The sequence below is a fragment of the Trinickia sp. genome, from assembly GCF_051954495.1.
Classification (GTDB): Bacteria; Pseudomonadota; Gammaproteobacteria; order Burkholderiales; family Burkholderiaceae; genus Trinickia.
The window spans coordinates 14,423-37,239 of record NZ_JBQCHR010000032.1; the positions used below are offsets into that span (position 1 = coordinate 14,423).

At 63.9% G+C, this 22,817-nt stretch carries 22 protein-coding genes; 11 read left to right on the forward strand and 11 right to left on the reverse strand.

Going from position 1 to position 22,817, the window contains the following annotated elements; all coding sequences use genetic code 11:
• Window positions 1–23: 23 nt before the first annotated feature.
• The 3 genes from ACTHNR_RS04375 to ACTHNR_RS04385 all read left to right on the forward strand — a co-directional run bounded on the left by ACTHNR_RS04375 (window position 24) and on the right by ACTHNR_RS04385 (window position 2,461).
• Window positions 24–581 carry a carboxymuconolactone decarboxylase family protein gene (locus ACTHNR_RS04375; RefSeq protein WP_440546289.1) on the forward strand — a complete coding sequence of 186 codons (558 nt, stop codon included), beginning with the start codon at window positions 24–26 and terminating at the stop codon, window positions 579–581.
• A gap of 13 nt (window positions 582–594) precedes the next feature.
• Window positions 595–1,422 carry an SDR family NAD(P)-dependent oxidoreductase gene (locus tag ACTHNR_RS04380; RefSeq protein ID WP_440546290.1) on the forward strand — a complete coding sequence of 276 codons (828 nt, stop codon included), beginning with the start codon at window positions 595–597 and terminating at the stop codon, window positions 1,420–1,422.
• A gap of 103 nt (window positions 1,423–1,525) precedes the next feature.
• Window positions 1,526–2,461 carry an SMP-30/gluconolactonase/LRE family protein gene (locus ACTHNR_RS04385; RefSeq protein WP_440546420.1) on the forward strand — a complete coding sequence of 312 codons (936 nt, stop codon included), beginning with the start codon at window positions 1,526–1,528 and terminating at the stop codon, window positions 2,459–2,461.
• A gap of 26 nt (window positions 2,462–2,487) precedes the next feature.
• Here the strand turns inward: ACTHNR_RS04385 and ACTHNR_RS04390 are convergent, their stop codons facing one another.
• Window positions 2,488–3,408, reverse strand: a complete 921-nt coding sequence (locus tag ACTHNR_RS04390; protein ID WP_440546291.1) for a LysR substrate-binding domain-containing protein — start codon at window positions 3,406–3,408, stop codon at window positions 2,488–2,490.
• A gap of 168 nt (window positions 3,409–3,576) precedes the next feature.
• Here ACTHNR_RS04390 and ACTHNR_RS04395 point away from each other — a divergent pair, with 168 nt between their 5' ends.
• The 4 genes from ACTHNR_RS04395 to ACTHNR_RS04410 all read left to right on the forward strand — a co-directional run bounded on the left by ACTHNR_RS04395 (window position 3,577) and on the right by ACTHNR_RS04410 (window position 8,037).
• Entirely contained in the window at window positions 3,577–3,981 is a 405-nt protein-coding gene (locus ACTHNR_RS04395) for a RidA family protein (RefSeq protein WP_440546421.1), read from the forward strand.
• A gap of 72 nt (window positions 3,982–4,053) precedes the next feature.
• The gene (locus ACTHNR_RS04400; RefSeq protein WP_440546292.1) at window positions 4,054–5,331 is read left to right on the forward strand and encodes an NAD(P)/FAD-dependent oxidoreductase; all 1,278 of its coding nucleotides are present in this window, start codon (window positions 4,054–4,056) and stop codon (window positions 5,329–5,331) included.
• On the forward strand, window positions 5,328–6,785 hold the full coding sequence (locus tag ACTHNR_RS04405) for an aldehyde dehydrogenase family protein (RefSeq protein ID WP_440546294.1): 1,458 nt from the start codon (window positions 5,328–5,330) through the stop codon (window positions 6,783–6,785). Before ACTHNR_RS04400 ends, ACTHNR_RS04405 begins: the two co-directional genes overlap by 4 nt.
• Before the next feature lie 103 nt (window positions 6,786–6,888).
• Window positions 6,889–8,037, forward strand: coding sequence for a M20 aminoacylase family protein (locus ACTHNR_RS04410; protein WP_440546422.1), 1,149 nt, complete (start codon window positions 6,889–6,891; stop codon window positions 8,035–8,037).
• Window positions 8,038–8,120: 83 nt separating this feature from the next.
• On the opposite strand, the gene ACTHNR_RS04415 is transcribed toward ACTHNR_RS04410, so the two are convergent.
• The 5 genes from ACTHNR_RS04415 to ACTHNR_RS04435 form a co-directional block, all read right to left on the reverse strand.
• On the reverse strand, window positions 8,121–9,446 hold the full coding sequence (locus tag ACTHNR_RS04415) for an NAD(P)/FAD-dependent oxidoreductase (RefSeq protein ID WP_440546295.1): 1,326 nt from the start codon (window positions 9,444–9,446) through the stop codon (window positions 8,121–8,123).
• A gap of 2 nt (window positions 9,447–9,448) precedes the next feature.
• On the reverse strand, window positions 9,449–10,183 hold the full coding sequence (locus tag ACTHNR_RS04420) for a cupin domain-containing protein (protein ID WP_440546297.1): 735 nt from the start codon (window positions 10,181–10,183) through the stop codon (window positions 9,449–9,451).
• 162 nt (window positions 10,184–10,345) lie between these two features.
• A complete protein-coding gene (locus tag ACTHNR_RS04425; RefSeq protein ID WP_440546423.1) occupies window positions 10,346–11,662 on the reverse strand; it encodes an aspartate aminotransferase family protein in 1,317 nt (438 codons plus the stop codon).
• 131 nt (window positions 11,663–11,793) lie between these two features.
• Window positions 11,794–12,888 (reverse strand): phosphotransferase, encoded by a 1,095-nt coding sequence (locus tag ACTHNR_RS04430; RefSeq protein WP_440546298.1) that lies wholly within the window; start codon window positions 12,886–12,888, stop codon window positions 11,794–11,796.
• Between the two features lie 80 nt (window positions 12,889–12,968).
• Window positions 12,969–13,637 carry a haloacid dehalogenase type II gene (locus ACTHNR_RS04435; protein ID WP_440546299.1) on the reverse strand — a complete coding sequence of 223 codons (669 nt, stop codon included), beginning with the start codon at window positions 13,635–13,637 and terminating at the stop codon, window positions 12,969–12,971.
• Between the two features lie 330 nt (window positions 13,638–13,967).
• Here ACTHNR_RS04435 and ACTHNR_RS04440 point away from each other — a divergent pair, with 330 nt between their 5' ends.
• The gene (locus ACTHNR_RS04440; protein WP_440546300.1) at window positions 13,968–14,459 is read left to right on the forward strand and encodes an Lrp/AsnC family transcriptional regulator; all 492 of its coding nucleotides are present in this window, start codon (window positions 13,968–13,970) and stop codon (window positions 14,457–14,459) included.
• A 93-nt stretch (window positions 14,460–14,552) separates the two neighbouring features.
• On the opposite strand, the gene ACTHNR_RS04445 is transcribed toward ACTHNR_RS04440, so the two are convergent.
• From ACTHNR_RS04445 to ACTHNR_RS04460, 4 genes are all read right to left on the reverse strand, one after another.
• Complete coding sequence (locus ACTHNR_RS04445; RefSeq protein WP_440546301.1) at window positions 14,553–15,230, reverse strand: 4-hydroxythreonine-4-phosphate dehydrogenase; 678 nt, start codon at window positions 15,228–15,230, stop codon at window positions 14,553–14,555.
• A gap of 1 nt (window position 15,231) precedes the next feature.
• On the reverse strand, window positions 15,232–16,257 hold the full coding sequence (gene pdxA, locus ACTHNR_RS04450; RefSeq protein WP_440546302.1) for a 4-hydroxythreonine-4-phosphate dehydrogenase PdxA: 1,026 nt from the start codon (window positions 16,255–16,257) through the stop codon (window positions 15,232–15,234).
• A complete protein-coding gene (locus ACTHNR_RS04455) occupies window positions 16,254–17,378 on the reverse strand; it encodes a four-carbon acid sugar kinase family protein (protein ID WP_440546303.1) in 1,125 nt (374 codons plus the stop codon). Before ACTHNR_RS04455 ends, pdxA begins: the two co-directional genes overlap by 4 nt.
• 143 nt (window positions 17,379–17,521) lie before the next feature.
• Window positions 17,522–18,193: a haloacid dehalogenase type II gene (locus tag ACTHNR_RS04460; RefSeq protein WP_440546424.1), complete on the reverse strand. Its 672-nt coding sequence runs from the start codon at window positions 18,191–18,193 to the stop codon at window positions 17,522–17,524.
• A 309-nt stretch (window positions 18,194–18,502) separates the two neighbouring features.
• On the opposite strand from ACTHNR_RS04460, the gene ACTHNR_RS04465 reads away from it, so the two are divergent.
• Window positions 18,503–19,198 carry a GntR family transcriptional regulator gene (locus tag ACTHNR_RS04465; protein ID WP_440546304.1) on the forward strand — a complete coding sequence of 232 codons (696 nt, stop codon included), beginning with the start codon at window positions 18,503–18,505 and terminating at the stop codon, window positions 19,196–19,198.
• Between the two features lie 55 nt (window positions 19,199–19,253).
• Window positions 19,254–20,753: a MocR-like pyridoxine biosynthesis transcription factor PdxR gene (gene pdxR, locus ACTHNR_RS04470; protein WP_440546305.1), complete on the forward strand. Its 1,500-nt coding sequence runs from the start codon at window positions 19,254–19,256 to the stop codon at window positions 20,751–20,753.
• Here the strand turns inward: pdxR and ACTHNR_RS04475 are convergent.
• Window positions 20,738–21,631, reverse strand: a complete 894-nt coding sequence (locus ACTHNR_RS04475; protein ID WP_440546306.1) for a LysR family transcriptional regulator — start codon at window positions 21,629–21,631, stop codon at window positions 20,738–20,740. The two genes, pdxR and ACTHNR_RS04475, sit on opposite strands and share 16 nt — an antisense overlap.
• A gap of 100 nt (window positions 21,632–21,731) precedes the next feature.
• Here ACTHNR_RS04475 and ltaE point away from each other — a divergent pair, with 100 nt between their 5' ends.
• Complete coding sequence (gene ltaE / locus ACTHNR_RS04480; protein WP_440546308.1) at window positions 21,732–22,796, forward strand: low-specificity L-threonine aldolase; 1,065 nt, start codon at window positions 21,732–21,734, stop codon at window positions 22,794–22,796.
• Window positions 22,797–22,817: the final 21 nt, after the last annotated feature.

A 22,817-nucleotide genomic window follows, 5' to 3' on the forward strand; every position in this document is an offset into this window, starting at 1 on the left:
GCGTCGTCTCTAGGATGTTTTTTATGCCACGCATCGCACCATTGATCCCGGACGCGCTGTCCGGCGAGCAACGCAAAGTCTATGACGCCATTGCGAGCGGTCCTCGAAATGGGGTCCGCGGTCCGCTGGCAGTCTGGCTCCATCGGCCGCAGCTCGCCAGCTGCGCGCAGGAACTGGGTCGGTACTGTCGCTATGACAGCAGCGTGCCGCCGCGGCTGTCGGAACTCGTCATCCTTCTGCTCGGACGGCACTGGCTTGCCGAGTACGAATGGGCCGCCCACAAGCCGTTCGCTCTCGAAGCGGGGCTTGCCGCCGATGTCATCGACGCGATTCGCGACGGCATCGAACCTCGATTCATCCATCGCGATGAAGCGCTCGTCTACGCGTTCGTTCGCGGGCTGCACGCGGATCGATGCATTTCAGAGGCGTTGTATGCAGCGCTTGTCGCAGAGCTAGGCGCGGGCGCCGTCGTCGACCTGGTGGGCATCGCCGGGTACTACACATTGATTTCGATGACGATCAAGGTCTTCGAGGTGCCGCCTCCGGCCGGCGTGTCGCCCGAGCTTCCCACGACGTTTTGAACAAGAGATATTCATGAGCACTAGACCCACTATCGAAGCCGGCACGGGCCGTTTGCAAGGGAAAGTCGCGATCGTGACGGGCGCGGGTTGCATCGGCCCGGGCTGGGGCAACGGACGTGCGGTTGCCGTGTTGTTCGCGGCCGCCGGCGCGAAGATCTTCGCCGTCGACAAGAACATGCAAGCCATGGAGGAAACCGTCCGGCGTGTCGAGGAAATCGGCGGCGAGATCGCCGTCCATGCATGCGACGTGACCGACAGCGACGCAGTGAAAGAAATGGCGGCGGCATGTTGCGCGAAGTATGGCCGCGTCGACGTGCTCGTCAACAACGTCGGCGGTTCGTCGGCGGGCGGCCCGGTTGCATTGGCCGAGCAAGCGTGGGACGCACAGGTCGCCTTCAATCTAAAAAGCGTCTATCTCGCCTGCAAGCATGTGATTCCGCTCATGGAGCGGCAGGGAGGCGGCGCGATCGTCAATACGGCATCGACTTCCGGCATGCGCTGGACCGGGGCCGCGCAAGTGGCCTACGCCGCCTGCAAGGCGGGCGTGATTCAGTTGTCGAAGGTGGTCGCGGTCGAATATGCGAAGAAGGGTATCCGGGTGAACACGGTCGTCCCGGGGCAGCTTCACACCCCCATGGTCGAAGCGCGTCTCGCCGGCCAGCGCTCCGGCGGTGACGTCGACAAGCTGCTCGAAAGCCGTATCGCCAGGATTCCGTTGGGATTCATGGGGGACGGGCGAGATACGGCGAACGCGGCGCTGTTCCTCGCATCCGACGAAGCGCGTTTCATCACGGGGACGGAAATCGTCGTCGATGGCGGTATGACGGCCCGGTGCGATTGAAGGCGATCCGCGTGATTGCCGGCGTCGCGGAAGCGGGGATATCGGGCCCGCTCGCAGCGCCACTCGCTTGGGCATCGTCGATCAAGGACAAGACACGATGACAATGGATGCTTGGATGCCGAGCCGCCGCACGCCCGACCCGGCCGTGCGAATACTCGACCCGCGCTTCGAACGCTACCGGCTTGCGCACGCGAGCGTCGAGCGCCTCTGGACGGGATGCCGCTGGGCGGAGGGGCCCGTATGGTTCGGCGACGCAAGAGCGCTCTATTGGACGGATTTGCCCAACGAGCGGATTCTGCGTTGGGACGAAGCCTCGGGCGCAGTCTGTACGTATCGCTCGCCTTCCGACAAGGCCAACGGCCTCACGCGAGACCGCCTAGGGCGGCTCATTGCATGCGAGCACGGCGCCAGGCGAGTGACGCGCACCGAATACGACGGCAGCGTGACCGTATTGGCCGACCGATACGACGGCAAGCCGCTCAATTCGCCGAACGACGTGATCGTTGCGCGCGATGGCGCGATATGGTTCACCGATCCGCCCTTCGGACTCGTCAGCGACTACATGGGGCAAGTTGCCGAACCGGAACTGCCGGCATCGATCTACCGGCTCGATCCAGTGACCGGCCAACTCGCCTGCGTCGCCGACGATGTGGCCGGTCCCAACGGCCTAGCTTTTTCGCCCGATGAGCGCACCCTCTATGTGGTCGCATCCCGCGCCCGGCCGCGCACCATCGTCGCGTTCGACGTATCGGACGGACGAGCCCTGGTTCGCCCGCGCGTGTTGATCGATGCGGCGGACGGCACACCCGACGGGCTGCGCGTCGACGTGGACGGGAATCTGTGGTGCGGCTGGGGGACCGGCAGCGATGCGCTCGACGGTGTGCGCGTTTTCGCGCCGGACGGCGCGGCGATCGGCCATATCGCGTTGCCCGAGCGATGCGCGAATCTCTGCTTCGGCGGGCGCCGCGGAAATCGCTTATTCATGGCGGCGACATCGTCGCTCTATGCCTTGTTCGTCAATACGCGTGGGGCGGCATAACGACGTCACGCGAGACGACGACCCAATCAAGTTCGCCAAGGAACCGGATCGAAGGCCCGCTTCGCGGCTTCCAAAAACACGCGCTGACGAATCGTCAGACCCTGGCGCGTAGGCGTCAGGGCGATGACCGGCGCGGGTTCGAGCCGCCATGCGGGCAACACGCGCTTGAGCTTTCCCTGCGCGATAAGCCGCGCGCAGTCCCATTCGGATCGGGCGACGACGCCCAGGCCATCCACCGCCCAATCCCTCACCACGGTGCCGTCGTTCGACGATAGCGCGCTGTTGAGTCGAACCGTCACCGCTTTGCTGATTCGTTTGCCCGCGGCATCGTGCTGCGTGAAACGAAGACGGGTCACGTCCTCGTCGTTCTCGCGCAGCGTCAGGTACGGGTGCATGTTCAGTTCGGACGGATGCTTGAGCTTGGACAGGCTGCGCGCCAACGCAGGGCTTGCGCACAGCACCCGGTCGTTCGGGGCCAGAAAATGCCCGACCCAGGACGACCCTTTGATGTGCCCGATGGAAATGACCGCGTCGGCGCCCGATGCCGCGGCGAGCGGGCTCTCCACCAAAATGAGCGAAACCGCGAGATGGGGATGCGAGCGATGCAAATCCCGTACGAGCGGCGCAACGTATTCGCGGCCGAACCCGAACGGGGCCACGACGCGCAAATGGCCGCTGACGCCGCTCGATTCCCCGGAGAGGCGGGACGGAATAGATTCGATCCGCTCGAGAATGTCGATCGCCTCCTGAACGAGACGCTGTCCCTCGTCGGTCAGCGAAATGCCCCTCGCCGCACGGGTGGCAAGACGCATCCCTACACGCTCCTCGATGCGCTGAAGCCGCACCGTGACCGCGGGCGGCGTGAGATCGAGCAGCCGTGCGGCTGCGGCCAGCGATTGCGACGCGCCCAGCGCGCGCAGCAGTTGCATGTCTTCGAGCTGAAGCATTAAAACTCCGTTAACGATGAATTCATTTCATATTAAACACGATGAAAATGTTTTTTTCTATAGTGGGAGTCGCGCGCGCTCGAGAGTCGGCGGCGCCGCTCGATGAGCGAGGAGCCCCGTCCCTCGACGCGCGACGGGCAGCGATTCTTTCTACTTACGGTGGTCTCGATGGATCAGCGGCAAAGCGATGCGCAGCACCCCAGGACAATGAACCCCGAGGGACTGGCGCCCCCCGGCGGTCACTACAGTCACGTTTCGATCGCAAATGGTCTGGTGTTCGTCTCGGGGCAACTGCCGATCGACGCGACGGGACGAAAACTGACGAGCGAGCCGTTCGAAGCTCAGGCCGAGCAGGTGTTGGCCAATTTGGCTCGCGCGCTCGCCGGCGCGGGGAGCGACGTCACGAAACTGGCTCAGGTCCGTGTCTATATCGTCGATGTCGAGTACTGGGCGCGTTTCAACGAGATCTACGCGCGCTGGGCGGGGGAAGCGCGACCCGCGCGCGCCGTGGTTCCTGTTCCCGCGCTGCACTTCGGTCTGATGATCGAGATCGAAGCGGTCGCCCAGCTGTAGCGAGCCGGATCGAATTGGCATGCCGCAAGTGCGTCGATCGTTACGAGCCGTTCGCTGGTTTTGGAGTTTGGAATGCATTTCGAATCATATTGGCTGGATACGTCCGAGCCATTCGCCAACCATTCGCCTGACGAGCACGGCGGACGTTGCGACGTGCTCGTGGTGGGCGCAGGGATCACGGGGTCGGCCGCTGCGTTGGCGCTGACCAAGAAAGGCGCGCGCGTCATCGTCTGCGAAGCGGGAACCGTGGGGCAGGCGGCATCGGGCCGCAACGGCGGCATGTGCAACAACGGGTTCGCACAGGATTACGGATCGCTCTCGCAACGTATCGGCACGGAATGGGCCAATCGGCTATACCTCGCGTTCGACGCCGGCGTCGACACGGTCGAGCGATTGGTCAGGGAAGAGTCGATCGATTGCGATTTCGTACGCTGGGGCAAGCTCAAGCTCGCGGCGAAACCGGAGCACTTCGACAAGCTCGCGCGAAGCCAGGCGCTGCTGGCCGCCGGGGTGGACCCCGATACGCGCCTCGTCACCAAGGCGGAACTGCGAGACGAGATCGGCTCCGACCGTTATCACGGCGGGCTGCTTTTCAAGAAGAGTGCGGGGATGCACGTCGGGCGCTATGTAAGGGGCCTCGCGAGGGCCTCACAAGCGCGTGGAGCGCATATCCTGGAGCATGCGCCGGTTCTGGGGCTGAAAAGGGAATCGGGCGGCGGCTATGTCGCGCAGACACCGCGCGGAGAAATCAGCGCGGCGCAGGTCCTTCTCGCGAGCGGCATCTCGCAGGTGGGGCCGTTTGGCTGGATCCGGCGCAGAATCGTGCCGGTTGGCGCGTTCCTCATCGTCACCGAACCGTTGCCGTTGGATTTTCTCGATCGGTTGATGCCCACGCGCAGAATGGCCACCGACACCAAAAATTTCGTCAATTTCTTTCGTGTCACGCCCGACAATCGAATACTGTTTGGCGGACGCGCGCGCTTCGCGACCTCGAACCCTCGCTCCGACGAAAAAAGCGGCGCGATCTTGCGACGGCAAATGGCAGCCGTGTTTCCCGAACTGGCCGACGTGCGCATCGACTATTGCTGGGGCGGCATGGTCGATATGACGGCCAACCGCCTGCCGCGCGCCGGGCAGCGAGACGGTGTGTATTACTCGATGGGCTATAGCGGCCACGGCACGCACATGGCCACGCTGATGGGGACGCTGATGGCGGAGATCATGGATGGGCGCGCCGATTTGAACCCCTGGAAAGATTTCGACTGGCCCGCTATTCCGGGGCATTTCGGCAAGCCGTGGTTCTTGCCGTTCGTGGGCGCATGGTATCGACTCAAGGACGCACTGCAATGACTTCACCCATTTCTCATCTGATGCAAGCGGGAAGGCTGGACCGATTCTTCATCGACGGCGCGTGGGTCGCGCCGGAGAGCACGGAGCGTGTGGCGGTCATCTCGCCTTCCACCGAAGAGGCGATCTGCGAGATCCCGTTGGGCGACGAGCGCGACGTCGAACGCGCGGTACGCGCGGCGCGCAACGCTTTCGCCGGCTGGTCGAGGACGTCGCCGCAAGCGCGCGCCACGTTGCTCGATCGCATTCATACCTTGATGCGGGAGCGTGCCGAGCTGTTCGCCTGGGCGTTGACAGCGGAGATGGGCGCGCCCATCGCGTATGCGCGCGCCGCGCACGTGCCGCTCGCGACCGAGCATATCCGAGTCGCCCGAGACAATCTGACGAACTACCCATTTCGGATCCAGCGGGGCGCGACGGCGGTGGTGCGCGAGCCGATCGGCGTATGCGCGCTGATCACGCCTTGGAACTGGCCCATCTATCAGATCACGGCGAAGGTGGGGCCCGCGCTGGCCGCGGGCTGCACGGTGGTCCTGAAACCCAGCGAGCTCTCGCCGCTGAGCGCCCTCTTGTTTGCGGAAGTGATCGAGGATGCGGGCGTTCCCGCCGGCGTGTTCAACCTGGTGAGCGGCAGCGGCGCGACGGTCGGCGCCGCGCTCGCCTCGCACCCGCAGGTCGATATGGTTTCGATCACGGGCTCGACGCGCGCCGGCGTATTGGTGGCGCAAGCGGCTGCGCCGACCGTCAAGCGCGTGGCGCAGGAACTGGGCGGCAAATCGCCGAACGTCGTCTTGCCCGATGCCGATCTTCCTCGCGCCGTGTCGCTGGGTGTCGCCGCCGCGTTCCGAAACATGGGGCAATCGTGTAGCGCGCCGACGCGGATGATCGTGCCGCGCAGCGCGTTGGATCGGGTCGAAGCGCTAGCCATCGCGGCAACTGAACAAATGATCGTCGGCGATCCGTTCGCGGCGGAGACGACGCATGGCCCGCTGGCCAATCGGGCGCAGTTCGGCAGAGTGCAAGCGATGATCGAAGCCGGCCTCGACGAACGGGCCGAGTTGATCGTCGGCGGCCCGGGACGGCCCGCGGGATTCGATCGAGGTTTCTACGCACGGCCCACCATCTTTTCCGGCGTTCGCACCGAGATGACGATCGCGCAGGAGGAGATCTTCGGTCCCGTGCTCGCCATCCTTCCTTACGACTCGGTCGACGAAGCCGTCGCCATCGCCAACGACACCGTTTATGGGCTCGGCGCGCACGTTCAGGGGGCGGATAAAGCGCTCATGCAGGCGGTCGCCGCGCAAATTCGCTCGGGCCAGGTCCATCTGAACTATCCGGCCTGGGACCCGCAGGCGCCGTTCGGCGGGTACAAGCAGTCGGGCAATGGCCGGGAGTATGGGATCGAGGGCATGGAGGAGTACATGGAAGTGAAGTCGATCCTAGGTTTTTTCGATTGAAGCAGCCGTGACGCTTGACGCGATGCGCGGCGCATTCGATGCTATCTGCTTTGTTAAGGAGCACAGATTGGACACCTCCGCCATCGCTGAAAATTCGCTGCATATGCATCACGCGCATTGGTCGAGATTGCGACGCGACCTGCACGCCCATCCGGAATTGCGATTCGAAGAACGCAGGACAGCCGATATCGTCGCGCGCGAGTTGGAGTCGCTCGGATATTCGGTGCTGCGAGGCTTAGGCGGGACCGGCGTCGTCGCGAGCTTGCCGGGGACGAACCCGGACCGGGGGATCGTACTGCGCGCGGATTTGGATGCGTTGCCGATTCAGGAGGCCAATGATTTCGCGCATGCATCGTGCACGAATGGAATCATGCATGCGTGCGGACATGACGGTCATACCGTGATGCTGCTGGGCGCCGCGCGCGTCTTGAAGGATCTGCCGCGCTTGCCCGGTACGGTTCACTTCGTGTTTCAGCCCGGCGAAGAGGGCGGCGCGGGGGCGCGCAAGATGATCGACGACGGCCTGTTCGAGCACTGTCCCACGGAGGCGGTATTCGGCATGCACAATTGGCCCGGTTTGCCCGGCGGGCATTTCGGGATGCGCACGGGCGCGATCATGGCCGCGGGCTCCCGATTCAAGATCACGATTACCGGGAAGGGCGCGCATGCGGCACAGCCGCATCTGGGCCTCGATCCGATCCCGCTGGCCTGCTCGATGGTGCTCCAGTGCCAGACGATCGCGGCGCGGCACAAGGATCCCGTCGATCCCGCCGTGGTTTCGGTCTGCATGTTCCACGCAGGCAACACAGACAACGTCATTCCCGACAGCGCCGAATTGCGCGGCACGATCCGTACGCTGTCATCGGCTTTGCAGCAGAAGCTGCAGCGCGACATCCAGCTCATGTGCGAAGGGCTCGCCGCCGCTTATGGCGCGCAAGTCGAGGTCACGTTTTTCCAATACTATCCCGCGACGATCAACACGCCCGATGAGACCGCGCTCTGCGAAGCGGTCGTTCGCGAAACCTTCGGCGACGAACGCCTGCATAACGGCATTGCCCCGAACATGACGTCGGAGGACTTCGGCTTCATGCTCGAAGAGCGGCCCGGCGCTTACGTGCTGATCGGCAATGCGCCCGTGGGAAATGCGTCGCCGGCGCTGCATCACCCGAATTACGATTTCAACGACGACATCATTCCGGCCGGCGTGCGGTACTGGGTCGCTCTGGCGCAGCGTTACTTCGAGACCGAATAAAGGGCCGTGCACCGGCCTTGATCGCTATACATGCGCGCTCGGAGAATGTCTCCGGCGCGCATCTTCTTGAGGGGGATCGTCCGCTAAAAATCAGCGACCTTGCCCCACGAGGAATGAGCGAATCGGCCCGGCCGGTAAGGGACGGCATCGACGATCGGCTGCGCGCCGGTGGCGAGATCCGCGATCAGATGTCCCGCACCGGGCCCGATGCCGAAGCCGTGACCGGAGAACCCCGCCGCCAAGATCAATCCGGGGACGCCCGGCACTTCCCCAATGCCAGGGACGCCATCGGGCGTACTGTCGACGAAACCGGCCCACGCATGCGTGATTTTCGCTTCGCGAAGTTCCGGCAGCAGTTCGACGGCGCGGCGGTGCGTTTCAGTAATCGTCGCTCGATCTGGCTTCGGATCAAGAATGCGCATCTGTTCCATGGGGGTGGGTGCGTCGAGCCGCCACCGTTTCAAGGTTTCGTGACCGCCTCGAACGCCTTCCAAGCCGCCTGGCAGCAGGCTGCGCCAACGCTTGGCGAACATGGGCAGAAACTGCGGCGCGAATCGCAGGAACTGCGGCGTGACGTCCACGCGCGCTCGTCCGCTGATCGCGAGCGCATAGCGTCCGTCATTGCGGCGAGTAATCGACACGCCGGAGGTAAACATCGCATCCGGCAAGCGATGTTCGACAGGCGCCACGCTAAGTATGGACTGGCGAATCGAGGCCTGAGGAAAACGGATGCCGAGCTGGCGGCAGAACGCCGACGCCCATGCGCCGCCCGCCAGCACGACCGTCCGGGTTTTGATGACGCCGGCTTCGGTGACGACCCCGCACACGCGGCCGCCTTCGAGCTCGATGCCGCGCGCCGCGCAATGCTGCGTGACGCTGCCGCCGAGCTTCATGAGCGCGGACGCCACGGCTGGCGCGGCCTTCGCGGGGTCCGCCGTGCCGTCGCTCGGTGAAAAAACGCCGCCTTTCCACGTTCGGCCCGTCGCCTTTCCCCGCTCCGCCGCTTGCCGGCTGTCGAGCATGTAGGTCGTGACGCCGGCCGTCTTAGCAAACTCGCCCCAGCTGGCCCAACGAGACAGCTCGGCGTCGTCATTGCTCAGGTACAGCAGCCCGCAGCGATGAAAGCCCGTGTCTTCGCCGGATTCGATGCCGAATCGTTCCCACAGATCGAGGCTTTTGCTGGCTAGCGGCAATTCGCGCTCGTCGCGGTTTTGCTGGCGGCACCAGCCCCAATTGCGGCTGGACTGCTCGGCGCCGATCCTGCCTTTCTCGACCAGCGCGACCGAAACCCCGCGCTGGGCCATGTAGTACGCGGCGAAAACCCCGATGATGCCGCCGCCGATGACGACGACGTCGGCGGTGGCCGGTAGCGTGGGCGAAGTTTGAATGTGGTGCAGCGGAGGAGACATGATCAATCTCGTGCGATGGGAACGCGGACGGTTTGCGTAACGTAGAACTTGGCCACTCTTTCGCTGCTTTCCCATCCGATCGGCGCACCCTTGGGCACGAACAGCGTATCGCCGGCTGAGAGCGACAGCACGCTGCCGTCGGGCGCGGCGAACCGCACGCTGCCGGCCAGCAAATGCATGAACTCGTTCAAGCGATGCGGGCGCACGATGCGATGGTAGGGCGTCGAATCCCACGTGCCGGCCTGGTACTGCGCGCCTTCGTCGGTGAAGACGTTATGGCTGCGGCATTCTGGAGCCGGGCCGAGCAGCACTTCCGCGGGCAGGGTGGAGGAGGGTTTGAAGTCGGCGTCGGCGCGCAAGGGCACGAGCCCGCGCTGCGCAGTGTCCTCTCCGGCGGCGGCGCAGAACGCGAAAACCGCGCGGGACTCGGCCGTCACGCTAAGCGCGGCGCCGCGGCCGATCACCGCGCCCTCGCCCCGGCCCAGCACCAAAGGCGCTGTGCCCTCCGCTTGCAGCGTGACCACGCCTTCGGCGACGACGATGGTTTCGATGTGGGGAAAGCTCGCTATGTAGAGTTCGCCGATGAAGCTGATGCGACCCGCGGCGATCGAGTCCGGGCCTTCCCAAGCGATCTCCCGATGTCGCGCGAACGGATCGTTGTATCCGAACGCCGCCCGACGGAACGTGGTCGAAAGAGGTGCGCCATCGGCGCGATGCAATACGATTGCGACGGTCACTGTTGCTCCTAGGTTTGCGTCGATGTTGGTACGTGCGTGCGTGCAATTATGCGTCGCAAGCGCCTATGAATGATTAACCGCTCAACAAGTAAGCGTTAAACATTGATTAATGTCCGGATGAGCCTGTAGAAGACCCGGCTCATCGCCGAGATTGCCGGCGGCTCACAGTGCCGCGAGCACGGCATCCAATTCCGTCAGCAATCGGTCGGCGTCGTTCGCTCCGAATACGAGCGGCGGCCGAATCTTCAGCACGCTCGCGTCCGGCCCCGTTGCCGAAATCAGCACGCGCCGTTGGCGCAAGCCATTGACGAGCTTGAGCGCTGTTGCGATGTCGGTGTCCTTCTTCGCGCGGTCTCGTACGATTTCTACACCGAAGTACAGACCCGTGCCGCGCACGTCGCCGATGCAGTCGTACTTGCGCGCGAGACCGTTCAATCCCTCGAACATGACCGCGCCCACGCGTTGCGCGTTCTCGAGTACCTGCTCTTCGCGCAGCACGTCGAGCGTCGCCTGTGCGGCCGCGATCGCCACCGAGTTGCCGCCGAAGGTGTTGAAGTAGCGCATGTCCTGACCGAAACCGGCGACGATGTCGGGGCGCACGACGAGGCCGGCCACCGGATAACCGTTGCCCATCGGTTTGCCCAGCGTCACGATGTCGGGCACGACCGCATGCCGCTCGTGCCCCCACATATGCGTGCCGCCGCGGCCGAAGCCCGATTGCACCTCGTCCGCGATGAACAGGCCGCCCGCCCGGCGCACCACCTCGGCCACGGGGGCGAGCACATCGGTGGGATGCGCGAAGACGCCGTCGGAAGAGAAGAATGAATCGGCGATGAACGCCGCCAGCCCCCCGCCGTGACGACGAATGTCCTCGATTTGCAGCGCGACCTGTTCGGCCATGCGACGGCCGACTTCGGAGGGCGCAATACGATAGGCGTCCGGGGCCGACACCGTGCGCACGTAGGGCCCGAGCGGCGCCTTGCGGCCGAGCGACGGCGAAAAGCTCGAGGTCAGGTGCGAGTTGCCGTGATACGCCTCGCTGGTCACGATCACGCCCGTCTTGCCGGTGTGATGCATCGCGATACGCATGGCCAGGTCGTTGGCCTCGGAGCCGGTGCAGGTGAACATCATCTGACCTTCGCGGATCGGCGTGTTGAACGTCGCGCGAAGGGCCTCGGCGTAATCGAGGATCGGCTCCTGCATGTAGCGGGTGTGCGTGCAGAGCGTCGAGAGCTGGCGAGTGATGGCGTCGATGACGCGCGGATTGGCATGGCCGACGCAGACGACGTTGTTGTAGGCGTCGAGATAGTCGTTGCCTTGATCGTCGTAAAGGTAGACCTTCTCGCCGCGTACGATTTTTACCGGCTCGGCGTAGAACAGCCGATACGACGGACTGAGCACCCGCAAGCGGCGCGCAATGTGCCGTTGCGTGGCGGCATCGAGGTGGGAGATCGACGACGGATCGAAGCCGTTCGGCATGTCGCCGCGTAGTGCGTCGTGCGGCTTGTTCGCGTCGTCGGCTTCGGTGACGGCTATCGACTGCGACGTGGAGGTGGCGTTCATAGAGCGGTCAGGAAAGGAAAGGAGAGCGGTGTGGGGCGAGGGAAGCACTAGAGCAAGGCGTTGGACACAGCATCGTGATCGCGTTGCATGAGCCAACGCAGGTGCTCCCACCCGGGCCGAGTGAAACGTAGGATGTAGGCCTCGTTTTCCGGAAACAGCGTCGCGCGCCATGACGTGAGTAAGGCGCGCGCCGCGACGCGCGCCATCGCGAGGTGCGGAATCAGGATCAGTTCGTCCCGGCTCAGCTGCGCATGCGCGAGATACCCGCGTAGGAGTTCGCGCGCCTGCGCAAAAAGGTCGTCGGGGCCGTCTGCGTCGAAGTCGAGCGGGAACTGGTTCATGACGGCCGTGGCGACGTCGATGGCAACCGCCGTATGCACGGTGTCGCCGAAGTCGATGATCCCGCTGACGAATTTCGACCCGTCCGGATCGGCGACGATGTTCGAGCGGTTGAAGTCGTTATGGACGACCTGCGTGCGACAGCGCCGCAGCGCCGGTTCGATCGACGCGAAGCGCGTGAATGCCTGCTCGATCAGCTGCCGGTGCAAGGGGTCGGCAACGTGCGCCCGCAGCCCGGTCAGGCTCGCCAAATGTTTGACGTCCCAAGCCAGCACCCGGTGCTCGTGCGGATGGCGGAAGCTGGCCATCGCAAGCTGCAGCTGCGCGAGCACTTCGCCGATTTCGTAATGATCGATTGCACTCGCGGGCAGCGTATCGAGCGGTTTGCCTTCGAGGTAGCTATAAAGCCTTGCCGTGCGCTGCGGTTGCTGCGATGGTGCAAGCGGAACGACGAATTGCCCGCCGATGCTGGGCAGCACGCGCGGCACGGGCAAATGCGGCGCGGCGGCCTCTACGTGCCGCATCGCGGCAACCTGCAAGTCGAGTTCTTCCGCCGTCTCGCCGGGATTCGAGACTTTCAGCACGTAGCGCATGCCGTTGGCGGCGTCGATGCGAAAGGTGTCGTCTTTCTCGGTCGAAAACCGTGTCGCCGCACCGTCAATGCCATAAACGCGGCGCGTGATCGCGATCGCGTCGAGTGTGTTCAGACGTGAAAAACCGACCGACAAGCCACTGGCCAACACGGCGTCGGACTCCACCGCGGACGCGGGACAGATGCCTTGAGAAGGGCTGGAGGTGAACATGAGCGTTTCGGCGCGAGGGATGAGAAAAGCGCGGTGGGCATCCGTGGCCGCCGGCGGACGGCCACGGCAGCGTCGAACGCTTACAGGCCAAGTTGCTCGGCCAATTCGATGATGTTCTTGACGGCCGTATAGCCATAGGCCGGCGCTTCAGGTTCGTGGCCACGCAGCACGTGGGCCTTGTGAACGATGCCGAGGTCATGCGCCGTCATCAGGTCGTAGCGCGGGCTGGACGAGACATGCAGGATTTCGTGAGGTTGCACGTCGAGCTTCTTGAACATGTATTCGAAGCCCTGCATGCGCGGTTTATAGGCGCGGGCGTCTTCCGCCGTGATGACGGCATGAAACGGCGCGCCGAGCTTTTCGATGTTGCTCATGATCTGCGAGTTGTCCGCGTTGGTCAGGCCGACCAGCTTGTACTTCTTCGCAAGGCGCGAAAGACCTTCCGGAACGTCCGGATGCGGGCCCCACGTCGGGACGGCCAGGTAGAACTGTTCGGCTTCGGCTTCGATGTAGGGCACGCCGGTGCGCTCGCACGTGCGGCGCACGGAGTTGTGGACGACGTTGCGATAAGGCTTCCATTCGCCGAGCACTTCATCGAGACGGTAGGCCTTGAACAGCTTGATGAAGTTCTCCATGGCGTCGCCCTGCAGGCGGTTGCCGTAGATTTCTCGCGCCTTGTCGGCCATTTGGAAGTTGACGAGGGTGCCGTAGCAATCGAACGTGATGTATTTCGGTTCGAAGTCGATCATGTCTTCAATCTCGATGAGTGATGAGTCCCGAGGGACGCTTGAATGAGAAGCCCGCCGCGAGCCACTTCGGGCAAGAGCCGACCGCGATGTCGGTAAGTGAAATTTAAGCAGGAATCACTACGCTGATACGCTGAATTGACTGGCGCAAAAGATAGGTTTCATGCGATTTGGAGGGGTGTCGCGGTATTTCCTGCTGCGCGATTTGCTGCGGGGCGCAACGGCAAGGGCAAATAGCAAGATCGTCCTATCGTCACCCCCGCAAGGGGCGCTACCATCGCTCTTCAGCGCGCGCGAAGGCGATCATTTGGAGGTCTACCCGACCGAACCGGCATGAAAACGGATTGCACACTTGACAGGCTGGACTTGCGTATCCTCGCCGAGCTGCAGCGGGACGGCCGCATCACCAACGTCGAGCTGGCCGACGCCGTCGGCCTCTCGGCCAGCCCGTGTCTGACGCGCGTCAAGCGGCTCGAGCAGGCCGGGTTCATCGCGGGCTACGGCACGGCGCTCAAGATTGAGAAGCTCGGCCCCTTTCAAATCGTCTTTGCCAAGATCACGCTCACCGATCATCGTCGCGAAGACTTCGCCCGCTTCACCGATGCCATTCGCGGCATCGAAGAAATCATGGAATGCCATCAAGCGACGGGCGGCTACGACTATCTGCTCAAGTGCATTGCGCGCGACATCGGCCACTATCACAGCGTGATCGAGGCGTTGATGGAGCGCGATATCGGAATCGAAAAGTGCATCAGCTACGTGGTCGTCGAATCGCCGGTCATGAAGCGGCGCTATCGTCTGGACACGCTCTTCGCCGCTAAATGAGGCCGTGACGCGCAACGGCGAGCGCGGCGGCCTTCCGAGCGGCGATACGCCCGGCGAACCTCGATGCCGCGCGGCGTCGGCACTCGCAACGCATCATGCGGTGACGCCTTCGATTTTGAAGATCTCATCGATCTGCGCGGACAGGCGCCGGTCGACGAAAGCATGCTGGAACAACGCGCTGCCCACGGTGAAGCCCCAGGTGTGCGCGCCGATCATTGCCCTAACGCGCGGTTCTCGGTCGATACTGCCCGCGGCGATGACGGGCACGTCGACCGCCTCGACGACACGCCTCGTCAGTTCGGCCGGGTCGCCCTCGCCGGCGAAGCGATACGCAAGCAGGTCGAGGCCGTGCACACCGGGCATGGCGGCAATACGGCGAGCGTCATCGACGATTTCATTCATCGTTCCTTCCAGCACGGTCGGATGGCCTACGGTGCGGCCCGCGAACGGGAAGTACCGCACGCTCGAACCACGCAGCAGCGATAGCGCCTCTTGCACGTGGCGGCCGCCCAGCAGGTAGTCGACATTGATCTCGAGCGCGGCCCGGATCGATTCCAGTTCAGCCTCGCGGCTGGTCGCCACGACTTCCAGCATGACCTTGCGGCCATCGGCGCGGATGCGCTGGGCAAGCTGCTCGAGGGCAGGGATGGGCAAGCCGACGTCCTTGAAACCGACGAAACGGACGGGGCTCTCGCGCAGGCCGTCGTAGGTTTCGATCGCATTGGCCACCGTGGCGTCGTTTTCGGTCAGCATCAAAATGAAGTGGGACACGTCAGGCTCCGATAATGGATGAATGGTTCGCGCGCGAGCGGGCGAACTGATGAGCGGTTTGGAGGGCAATCTGCAGGCTTGCCGGATCGGCGATACCCCTGCCGGCAATATCGAAGGCGGTGCCATGATCGGGGCTCGTGCGGACGAACGGCAGGCCGACGGTGATGTTCACGCCGTCCTCCACCCCGGCGAGCTTCACCGGTATCAGACCCTGGTCGTGATACTGCGCCACCACGATGTCGAAGCGGCCGCGGCGGGCGTTCATGAATACGGTGTCGCCGGGCCATGGGCCGCTCGCCTCGATGCCTTCGTTCCGAGCGAGCTGGATCGCGGGCGCGATGATGTCGAGATCCTCGCGGCCGAACAAGCCCCCTTCGCCCGCGTGCGGATTGAGTCCGGCCACCGCGACGCGCGGACGTTCGATGCCGAGATCGCGCATCGCCCGGTACGCCAGCCGGATGATGCGCAGCTCGGCCTCCACGGATAGCTTCGAGATCGCATCGAGCATCGAGCAGTGCACCGTCACGAGGATCGTGCGCAGTGTCGGATTGACCAGCATCATGGCGTAGTCGCGCGTGCCCGAGAGGTCGGCGAGCATTTCGGTGTGACCGGGGTAGGGCACGTGCGCGGCGGCGAGCGCTTCCTTATGGATCGGCGCGGTGCAGATACCGGCGATCTCGCCCCGCACCGCAAGATCGATGGCGGTACGGATCGCTTCGAATGCCGCCTGTCCCGCGGCTGCGTTCACCGCGCCGATGGGCAAGTCTTCGGGGAGTGCATTCGCGCGGGGCGCTCGCAATACGTCGAGTGCGCCTGGCCGCGATGCAACGTCGGCGACAGAGTGGATCTCGCGTATTTCCAAGTCCAAGCGAAGCGCCCGCGCCTGTCGTCGCAACGCGCCGGCATCGCCGATCGCGAATGAAGGGTGCTCGGCGATGAACGCGGTGTTGGCGAACGTCTTGAGAATGATCTCCGGTCCGATGCCCGCGGCGTCGCCCATCGTGACGGCTATCAGTGGCTGCTTCATGGTTTGGCCCCGGTCAATAGATTGATGCACGTCGTCAATGTGTCGTTGTCGCCGAATCCGCCGGCTTTCGTAATCATGGGAAATGCGCCGGTTGCGGTTCGAACTTCAGCCAAGGGCACGCCGGGCATGATTTCACGGCATACGCGCAGGGAGACCGCCGGCAATGCGTCGATGATGCGCCGAGCGGTTTCGCCGCCGGTCACGACCAGCCCGTCGCACGTGCCGCTGCCGAGCGCGTCGATCGCTTGCGGCACGAGTGCGCGCAGCGCCGCGTGAGGTGCGGGGCCGGCAGGCAGGCGCGCTTCCTCCGTGGACAGGATATCGATTTGGCATCGCGCTCGAGCGACGGCGAGTTGCTGTCGGGAGCGTGGGTTCAGGCTGCCGACGACGAGCAAGGGGCGCTGGGCCGTCAGCGCGGGCATGGCGCTGGCGCTCCGATCGCGGCAGTCGCCGACATCGTTGGCCGCGAGTGGAGGGCGAGGCAGCACACGAGCGAGCCCGCGCAGCAATCCGGTCGAGCCGGCCAGCAGCAGATCGCGTTCTGCGGCAAAGGTAGCGGCGATCGCATCGAGCTCTGCCTCGATGCATGCGTCGACGACCACGGCGTCGTGCGCCGACATCAGCGCGCGAGCGTGAGTTGCGTCGCGTGCGACTTGGACCTCGATGCCATGCGCGCGAAAGAGCGCTGGAACGCTGGACTCGCGCACCGGCAACGTCGGATCCGAGCCAAATGCGGTTTGATGAACCGGTACGCCGTCGACCCGCACGCAGCCGTTCTCAACCGTGCGACCGGCAGACGGAAAGGCGGGTGCGATCAACAGCTTGCGTCGACCGGAGGAAGCGAGCGCTGTCGCGCAGTCGCGTGCGATGCGGCCACGCAGCGTCGAGTCGAACTGCACCGCGAGCACGTCGGCATCGCGCCATGCGTGGGCAGCGTTGACGACAGCGTCGTGTTCGAGCGCAGGTGCGTGTTCGCGGGAATCGGTGTCGAGGGTGACGACGTCGGAGGTAACGGTGCCGTCGGGGCGGATCAGAACGGCTGTCGTCCAGCCGCGCTCGGCAAAGCATGCCGTCCCGTCAAGGGCGCTGGTGAAATCGTCGGTGATGATACGGATGCGCATGGCGATCCCGTGCTGTCTTGGTTCGCCGATTCTGACGAATTACACGGGATTTTTAAGAGCCAAAGTTGAGGTAGTTCGGGGCGTTTATGGTTGTAGACCGCCGCCCCGACGATCGGAGATCGGGGCGGCCCTACGCAGCACGCTTAGAGGCCGACGAGCGCCGGCAGGCCGCTCAGATCCTTGATTTCATGGCAGCCCCACACCGGCCAGCTCGGCTCGTGGCCGCGCGCAACGAAGACCTTGTTCTTGATTCCGACATCGTCCGCCGACAGATGGTCGTAGCGCATGCTGGACGACACGTGAAGAATGTCGCTCGGGCTGCAATCGAGTTGCTCGATCATGTATTCGAACGCGCGCAGCCGCGGTTTGTAGGCCTGGGCCTGCTGCGCGGTGTAGACGCGGTGGAAAGGCGCGCCTAGTTTTTCGACGCTATGCGGAATCTGCACGTCCATGGCGTTGGAGAAAATGACGAGCTTGTATTCCTTGGCAAGGCGCGCCAGCGCGTCCGGCACGTCTGCATGCGGCTTCCACGTAGGGACCGCGTTGTAGAACTTCAGGCCTTCGTTGTCCCGGTATTCGATGCCCCAGCGGCGGCAGGTCCGTTCCACCGAGTTGCAGAGGATCTGATCGTAAGGCCGCCAGTCACCCATGACTTCGTCCAAGCGGTAGCGCGCGAAATCCGTCGTGAACTGTTGCATGTCCTGTGCAGCGATGCGATCAGCGAAAAGTTCGCGCGCAAGATCGGCCATCTGAAAATTGATCAGTGTTCCGTAGCAATCGAACGAAATGTACTTGGGTCTCAGGCTGGTGCTCATGTCAAGGTTTCCTCTGGTGGCGACAGGATTGTTGAACAATAAATTAAAAATTGCGATGCTGCCAGCTTTTTCTAAGTGTGCGTTTCTGCCAGAAGAAGCGGAGAGAAGTTGCACGCTGGACGCCAGCTAGGCTGAAGAATGTGCGCGGCGAGCGTACAGCCGCGCTTGTGAATGGTCATTTATTGTTCTACAATGTGCGCGACCATAAGCCTTTTAGGGCCGCGACTATAATGTGCGGGGCCGCTAGCTCCGGCCGGCCTTGACGAGGCTGCAGATCGATCGTCGCCATCCCAATTTCCACTTGCCTCGATGTCGACCACCAAAGCACCCCAGAGCGGCGAACCCACACGAGCATCGATCGTCACCGAGGTCGCCGATAAGCTCAAGACCCATATCTTGAACGGTCGATTCAAGCCCGGTGAATTCCTGCGCGATCTACGAATGGCGGAGGAATATGACGTCTCGCGCCATACTTTTCGCTCAGCCGCGCAACTGCTGGTGAGCGACAGGATTCTCCGGCAGGCTGCGAATCGCGGGTTCTACGTGCCCGAGTTCGGTCCGGACGATATCGTCGATGTCACCCGCTTACGTGCTGTCCTCGAAGCGGAAGCGGTCAAGATGATCGTTCTTACCGGCAAAATTCCAGAGGGCGCCACAGAGGCGGTGGAGACGTTGCGCAATGCGTCGCCCGACGCGCCGCGAGCGCTCCTCGTCACCGCTGACCGCGATTTCCACCGTGCGATCATCTCCGCAAGCGGCAGTCCGCGACTCGAGCGCTGCTACGAAATGCTGGAAGGGGAAATCGAGCTTCTGCTGGTGCAGCGTCAGGAATATTACGATGATCCCCAAACGATCGTGCGCGAGCATGAACATCTGATCGCGTGCATGAAAAGCCGCGACTTCGAAACCGCCCGCGATGCATTTCTGGAGCACTGGGACGATCTGCGCATCAAGCTGCTTCGCTCGGAAGCCGGAAAATTGCTGGCCAAAGCGACGACGCAGTGACCTGGCGATGTCCATGAAATCTTGAGGGCCGAAGCTGAATCGGTGTGGCGTATCTATGGTTGTGAACCGCTCATTCAGGCATGCGCCGCCCGCGCTCATCGCCCTCGAACTGGACCGTGCCTCCGGCGCACCGGTCTTCCGACAAATCGCACGCCAGCTGCGCGAGAGAATCGCTAGCCGTGCGCTGTCGCCCGGCACACGGCTGCCGCCGAGCCGAGAGCTCGCGCTCCAACTGGGCGTGGCGCGCAATTGCGTGGTCGACGCTTACGACGACTTGATCGCCGAAGGCATCCTGGAGGGGCGTGGTCGCCATGGAACGTTTGTCGCCGCCAGCGTCCCAGCGGGACGAGGCGCCGCGATCGGGACGAGCGGGAGTCCGCAACTGCTAGGGCGGTTGAATGCTCCGACACTTCCTGTGCAGGAACCACCGGCCAACGCGAGTTTGGACTGGCGGCCCGGGCAGGCGAGCGCACGCACGCTGCCGCTCGACGTATGGCGCAACGCCTGCCGCGAAGCGGGGCGGAACTTGCCGCCGCAGAGCTACGGGGATCCGAGCGGAGAACCGGGGCTCAGACGCGCGATCGCGGCGTGGCTGTTCGAACACCGCAGCGTCAAGGTCGAACCCGAGCAAATCGTCGTGACGCACGGCACGGGCCACGCGCTTCAATTGGCGGCGCAGGCGCTGCTCGCCAAAGGGGACCTATGCGCGACGGAGGATCCCGGTTACGCCGGCGCCACATTGGCGTTCTTGCGCGCCGGCGCATCGCTGCGCTACGTGCCGGTCGACTCGGAGGGCGTGGTTGTCAAGCGCATTATCGAGGCGGGCAAGGTTCCTGCCCTTATCCATGTGACACCGGCGCATCAGTATCCGATGGGCGGGCGGCTGTCGGGGCCAAGGCGCAGGGCACTGGTCGAACTCGCACGCGCGCGCGCAATGCTGATACTCGAAAACGAGTACGACTGCGAGTTCCACTACGCGGGAACGAACCATCCGCCGATTTTCAGCCATGCACCGGAAAGCACACTGCTGCTGGGCACGTTCGCTAAGTCGGTCAGTCCTTCCCTTCGTCTCGGCTTCATCGTCGCGCCGCCGGCCGCGGCCGCCGCGCTGGTTGCGCGAATCGAACGCGAGCGTACGCACGTATCGTGGCCAGTGCAGAAAATCGTCGAGACGTTGCTCGTGTCCGGAGAACTGGACCGGCATCTGCGCAGGGTGCGGCGGCATTACGAGGCGATGCGCAACGCCATCCGCGAACGGCTTGCGCCGTACGCGGATGTGCTCGCGCTCGGGGGCGACGAGGGCGGTCTGCATGTCGTCATCGCGGGACGGGACGGTGCGTTCGATCGGGATTTGCGCGGTATATTGCGTTCCCGCAGTGCCGTGTTCAACGACGTGCACGACTTCACTGCCCTCGAAGCGCAGCCGAGGGGCTTCCTGCTCGGATATGGGCATATGGAGGGCGAAGCGCTGACACGGTCGCTCGACCTGTTGGAGGCCAGCATTAAGGAAATCGAACGTGCGAATCGTTCCGGGGTGCGCTATGGGCGGCAATAGGCGCGTGCGCCGGCCAGCGTAGCTTCGACCGCGGCCTGTAGCCAGTCCACGAAGCGCGCTTCAGGCGAGCCCGGTTCCAGGGGTTTGCGCATCAGCGCGATATACCGGGAGTGATCCGCCACAAAGCCTTGCGGCGCAGCGAGGGTTCCCGCATCCAAGCTGTCCACGACCATGAACAGCGGTGCAATGGCCACGCCGAGCCCCGCTTCGGCGGCTTGCAAACTGAGAAAGAAATGGTCGAAGTATAGGTCGCGCGGCGCGCCCCGCGAGGCGCGCGCAGCGGCCTTGGCGCGCCTCGACCATGTCTTCCATGCATCGGGGCGGCTGGTGGAATGCAAACGCGTTTGAGCGGCCTTGCCGGTAAGACCCGGAAGCGCGACAGGGCCGACATGTTCTGGGAACAACGGTACGCAGATCGCACGCGGATCCAGCGCGAAATCGGCACGGCGTATCGCCAGGTCGATATGCTCACGGGGGAGGTCGATCGGCCCGTCGCCGGTTGAAAGATAGACCGGCAGATCCGGATGCATATCCTGAAACTGCGATAGCCGCCGAATGAGCCATCGCATCGCCAGCGAACGCTCGCACGATACGAGAAGCGGCTTGTGGCGCGCGGGCTGCACGATTTCGGCCGTGGCTTCCTCGATGCGCCGCAATGCCTCTTGCGCTGCCTCGAACAGAATCTTTCCTTGCGGCGTAAGCGACATCTTGCGACTGGTTCTGTGCAGTAATTGCACACCCAGCCTCGACTCGAGTTCGGACACCCGGCGGCTGACGGCGCTGTGCGACAGCACGAGGCTTTCCGCTGCGGCCGTAAAACTCTGCAGGCGTGCGACGGCTTCGAAGATGCGCAGGTTTTCCAGGGGAGGCAGTTTCATCTGTGCATTATATGCACAGATCATGTTCCGAATCGGCACTCACGGTTTTATCGACGCATTCACAATGAGGCCTCACTATCGATGGCTTGTTGAGGAAACCATGAGCGACTTTCGCAGCGACACCGTCACCCTGCCCACGCCGGCGATGAAGCAGGCGATGATGGAAGCGCCGCTCGGTGACGACGTCTTAGGTGAGGACCCTACTGTCAACCTGCTGCAGGAAACCGCTGCCGCGATGCTCGGCTTCGAGGCGGCACTGTTCGCGCCCAGCGGCACGCAGACCAACCTGATCGCGATGATGACGCATTGCCGGCGCGGCGACGAAGCCATCGTCGGCCAGCAGTGGCATACCAACCGTTGGGAAGCGGGCGGTATGGCGGTGCTCGGCTCCGTTCAACCGCAGCCGCTGGAGCACCAACCCGACGGCACCATCGCCCTGAACGACATCGAAGAGGCCATCAAGCCCGACGATCCGCACTTCGCCCGCACGCGCCTCGTCGTGACCGAAAACACGTTTGGCGGCAGGGTGTTGCCCATGCAATACATGCACGATGTCGCCGCGGTGGCGAAGCGGCACGGATTGCGCGCTCACATCGATGGCGCACGCCTGTGCAATGCCGCCGTCGCACTAGCCGACGGCGGCGATCCGTTGCAGCGTGCGCGCGAGCTCTGTGAAGGCTTCGATTCGGTATCGCTTTGTCTGTCGAAAGGGCTGGGTGCTCCGGTGGGATCGCTGCTGCTGGGCTCGCAAGACTTCATCCGCCAAGCGAGCCGCGTGCGAAAGATGCTGGGCGGCTCCATGCGCCAGGCCGGCATGCTGGCGGCGGCAGGACGGTACGCCCTGCGGCGGCACGTGCATCGCCTCGCCGACGACCATGCCAACGCAGCCAGGCTGTCGCGCGGGCTGGCCGAGGCCGCCGAGGGCAATGCCAGGCTGCGCGGCCGCTTCATCGCGCACCCGGCGCACACCAACATCCTTTTCACGGACATCGATCCCAATATCGCCGACGACTTCTTCGCCCACCTGGACGCGAGCGATATCAAGGTGAAAAGCGGCGTGTATCGCGGCGAGGAAGGCGCCATGCGCCGCATCCGCTGGGTCACGCACCTCGACGTCAGCGAAAAGGACGTCGAACGCGCCATCGAGGCGGCGGCATCGTTCTGATCGCTTCCCATCACTTGAGCC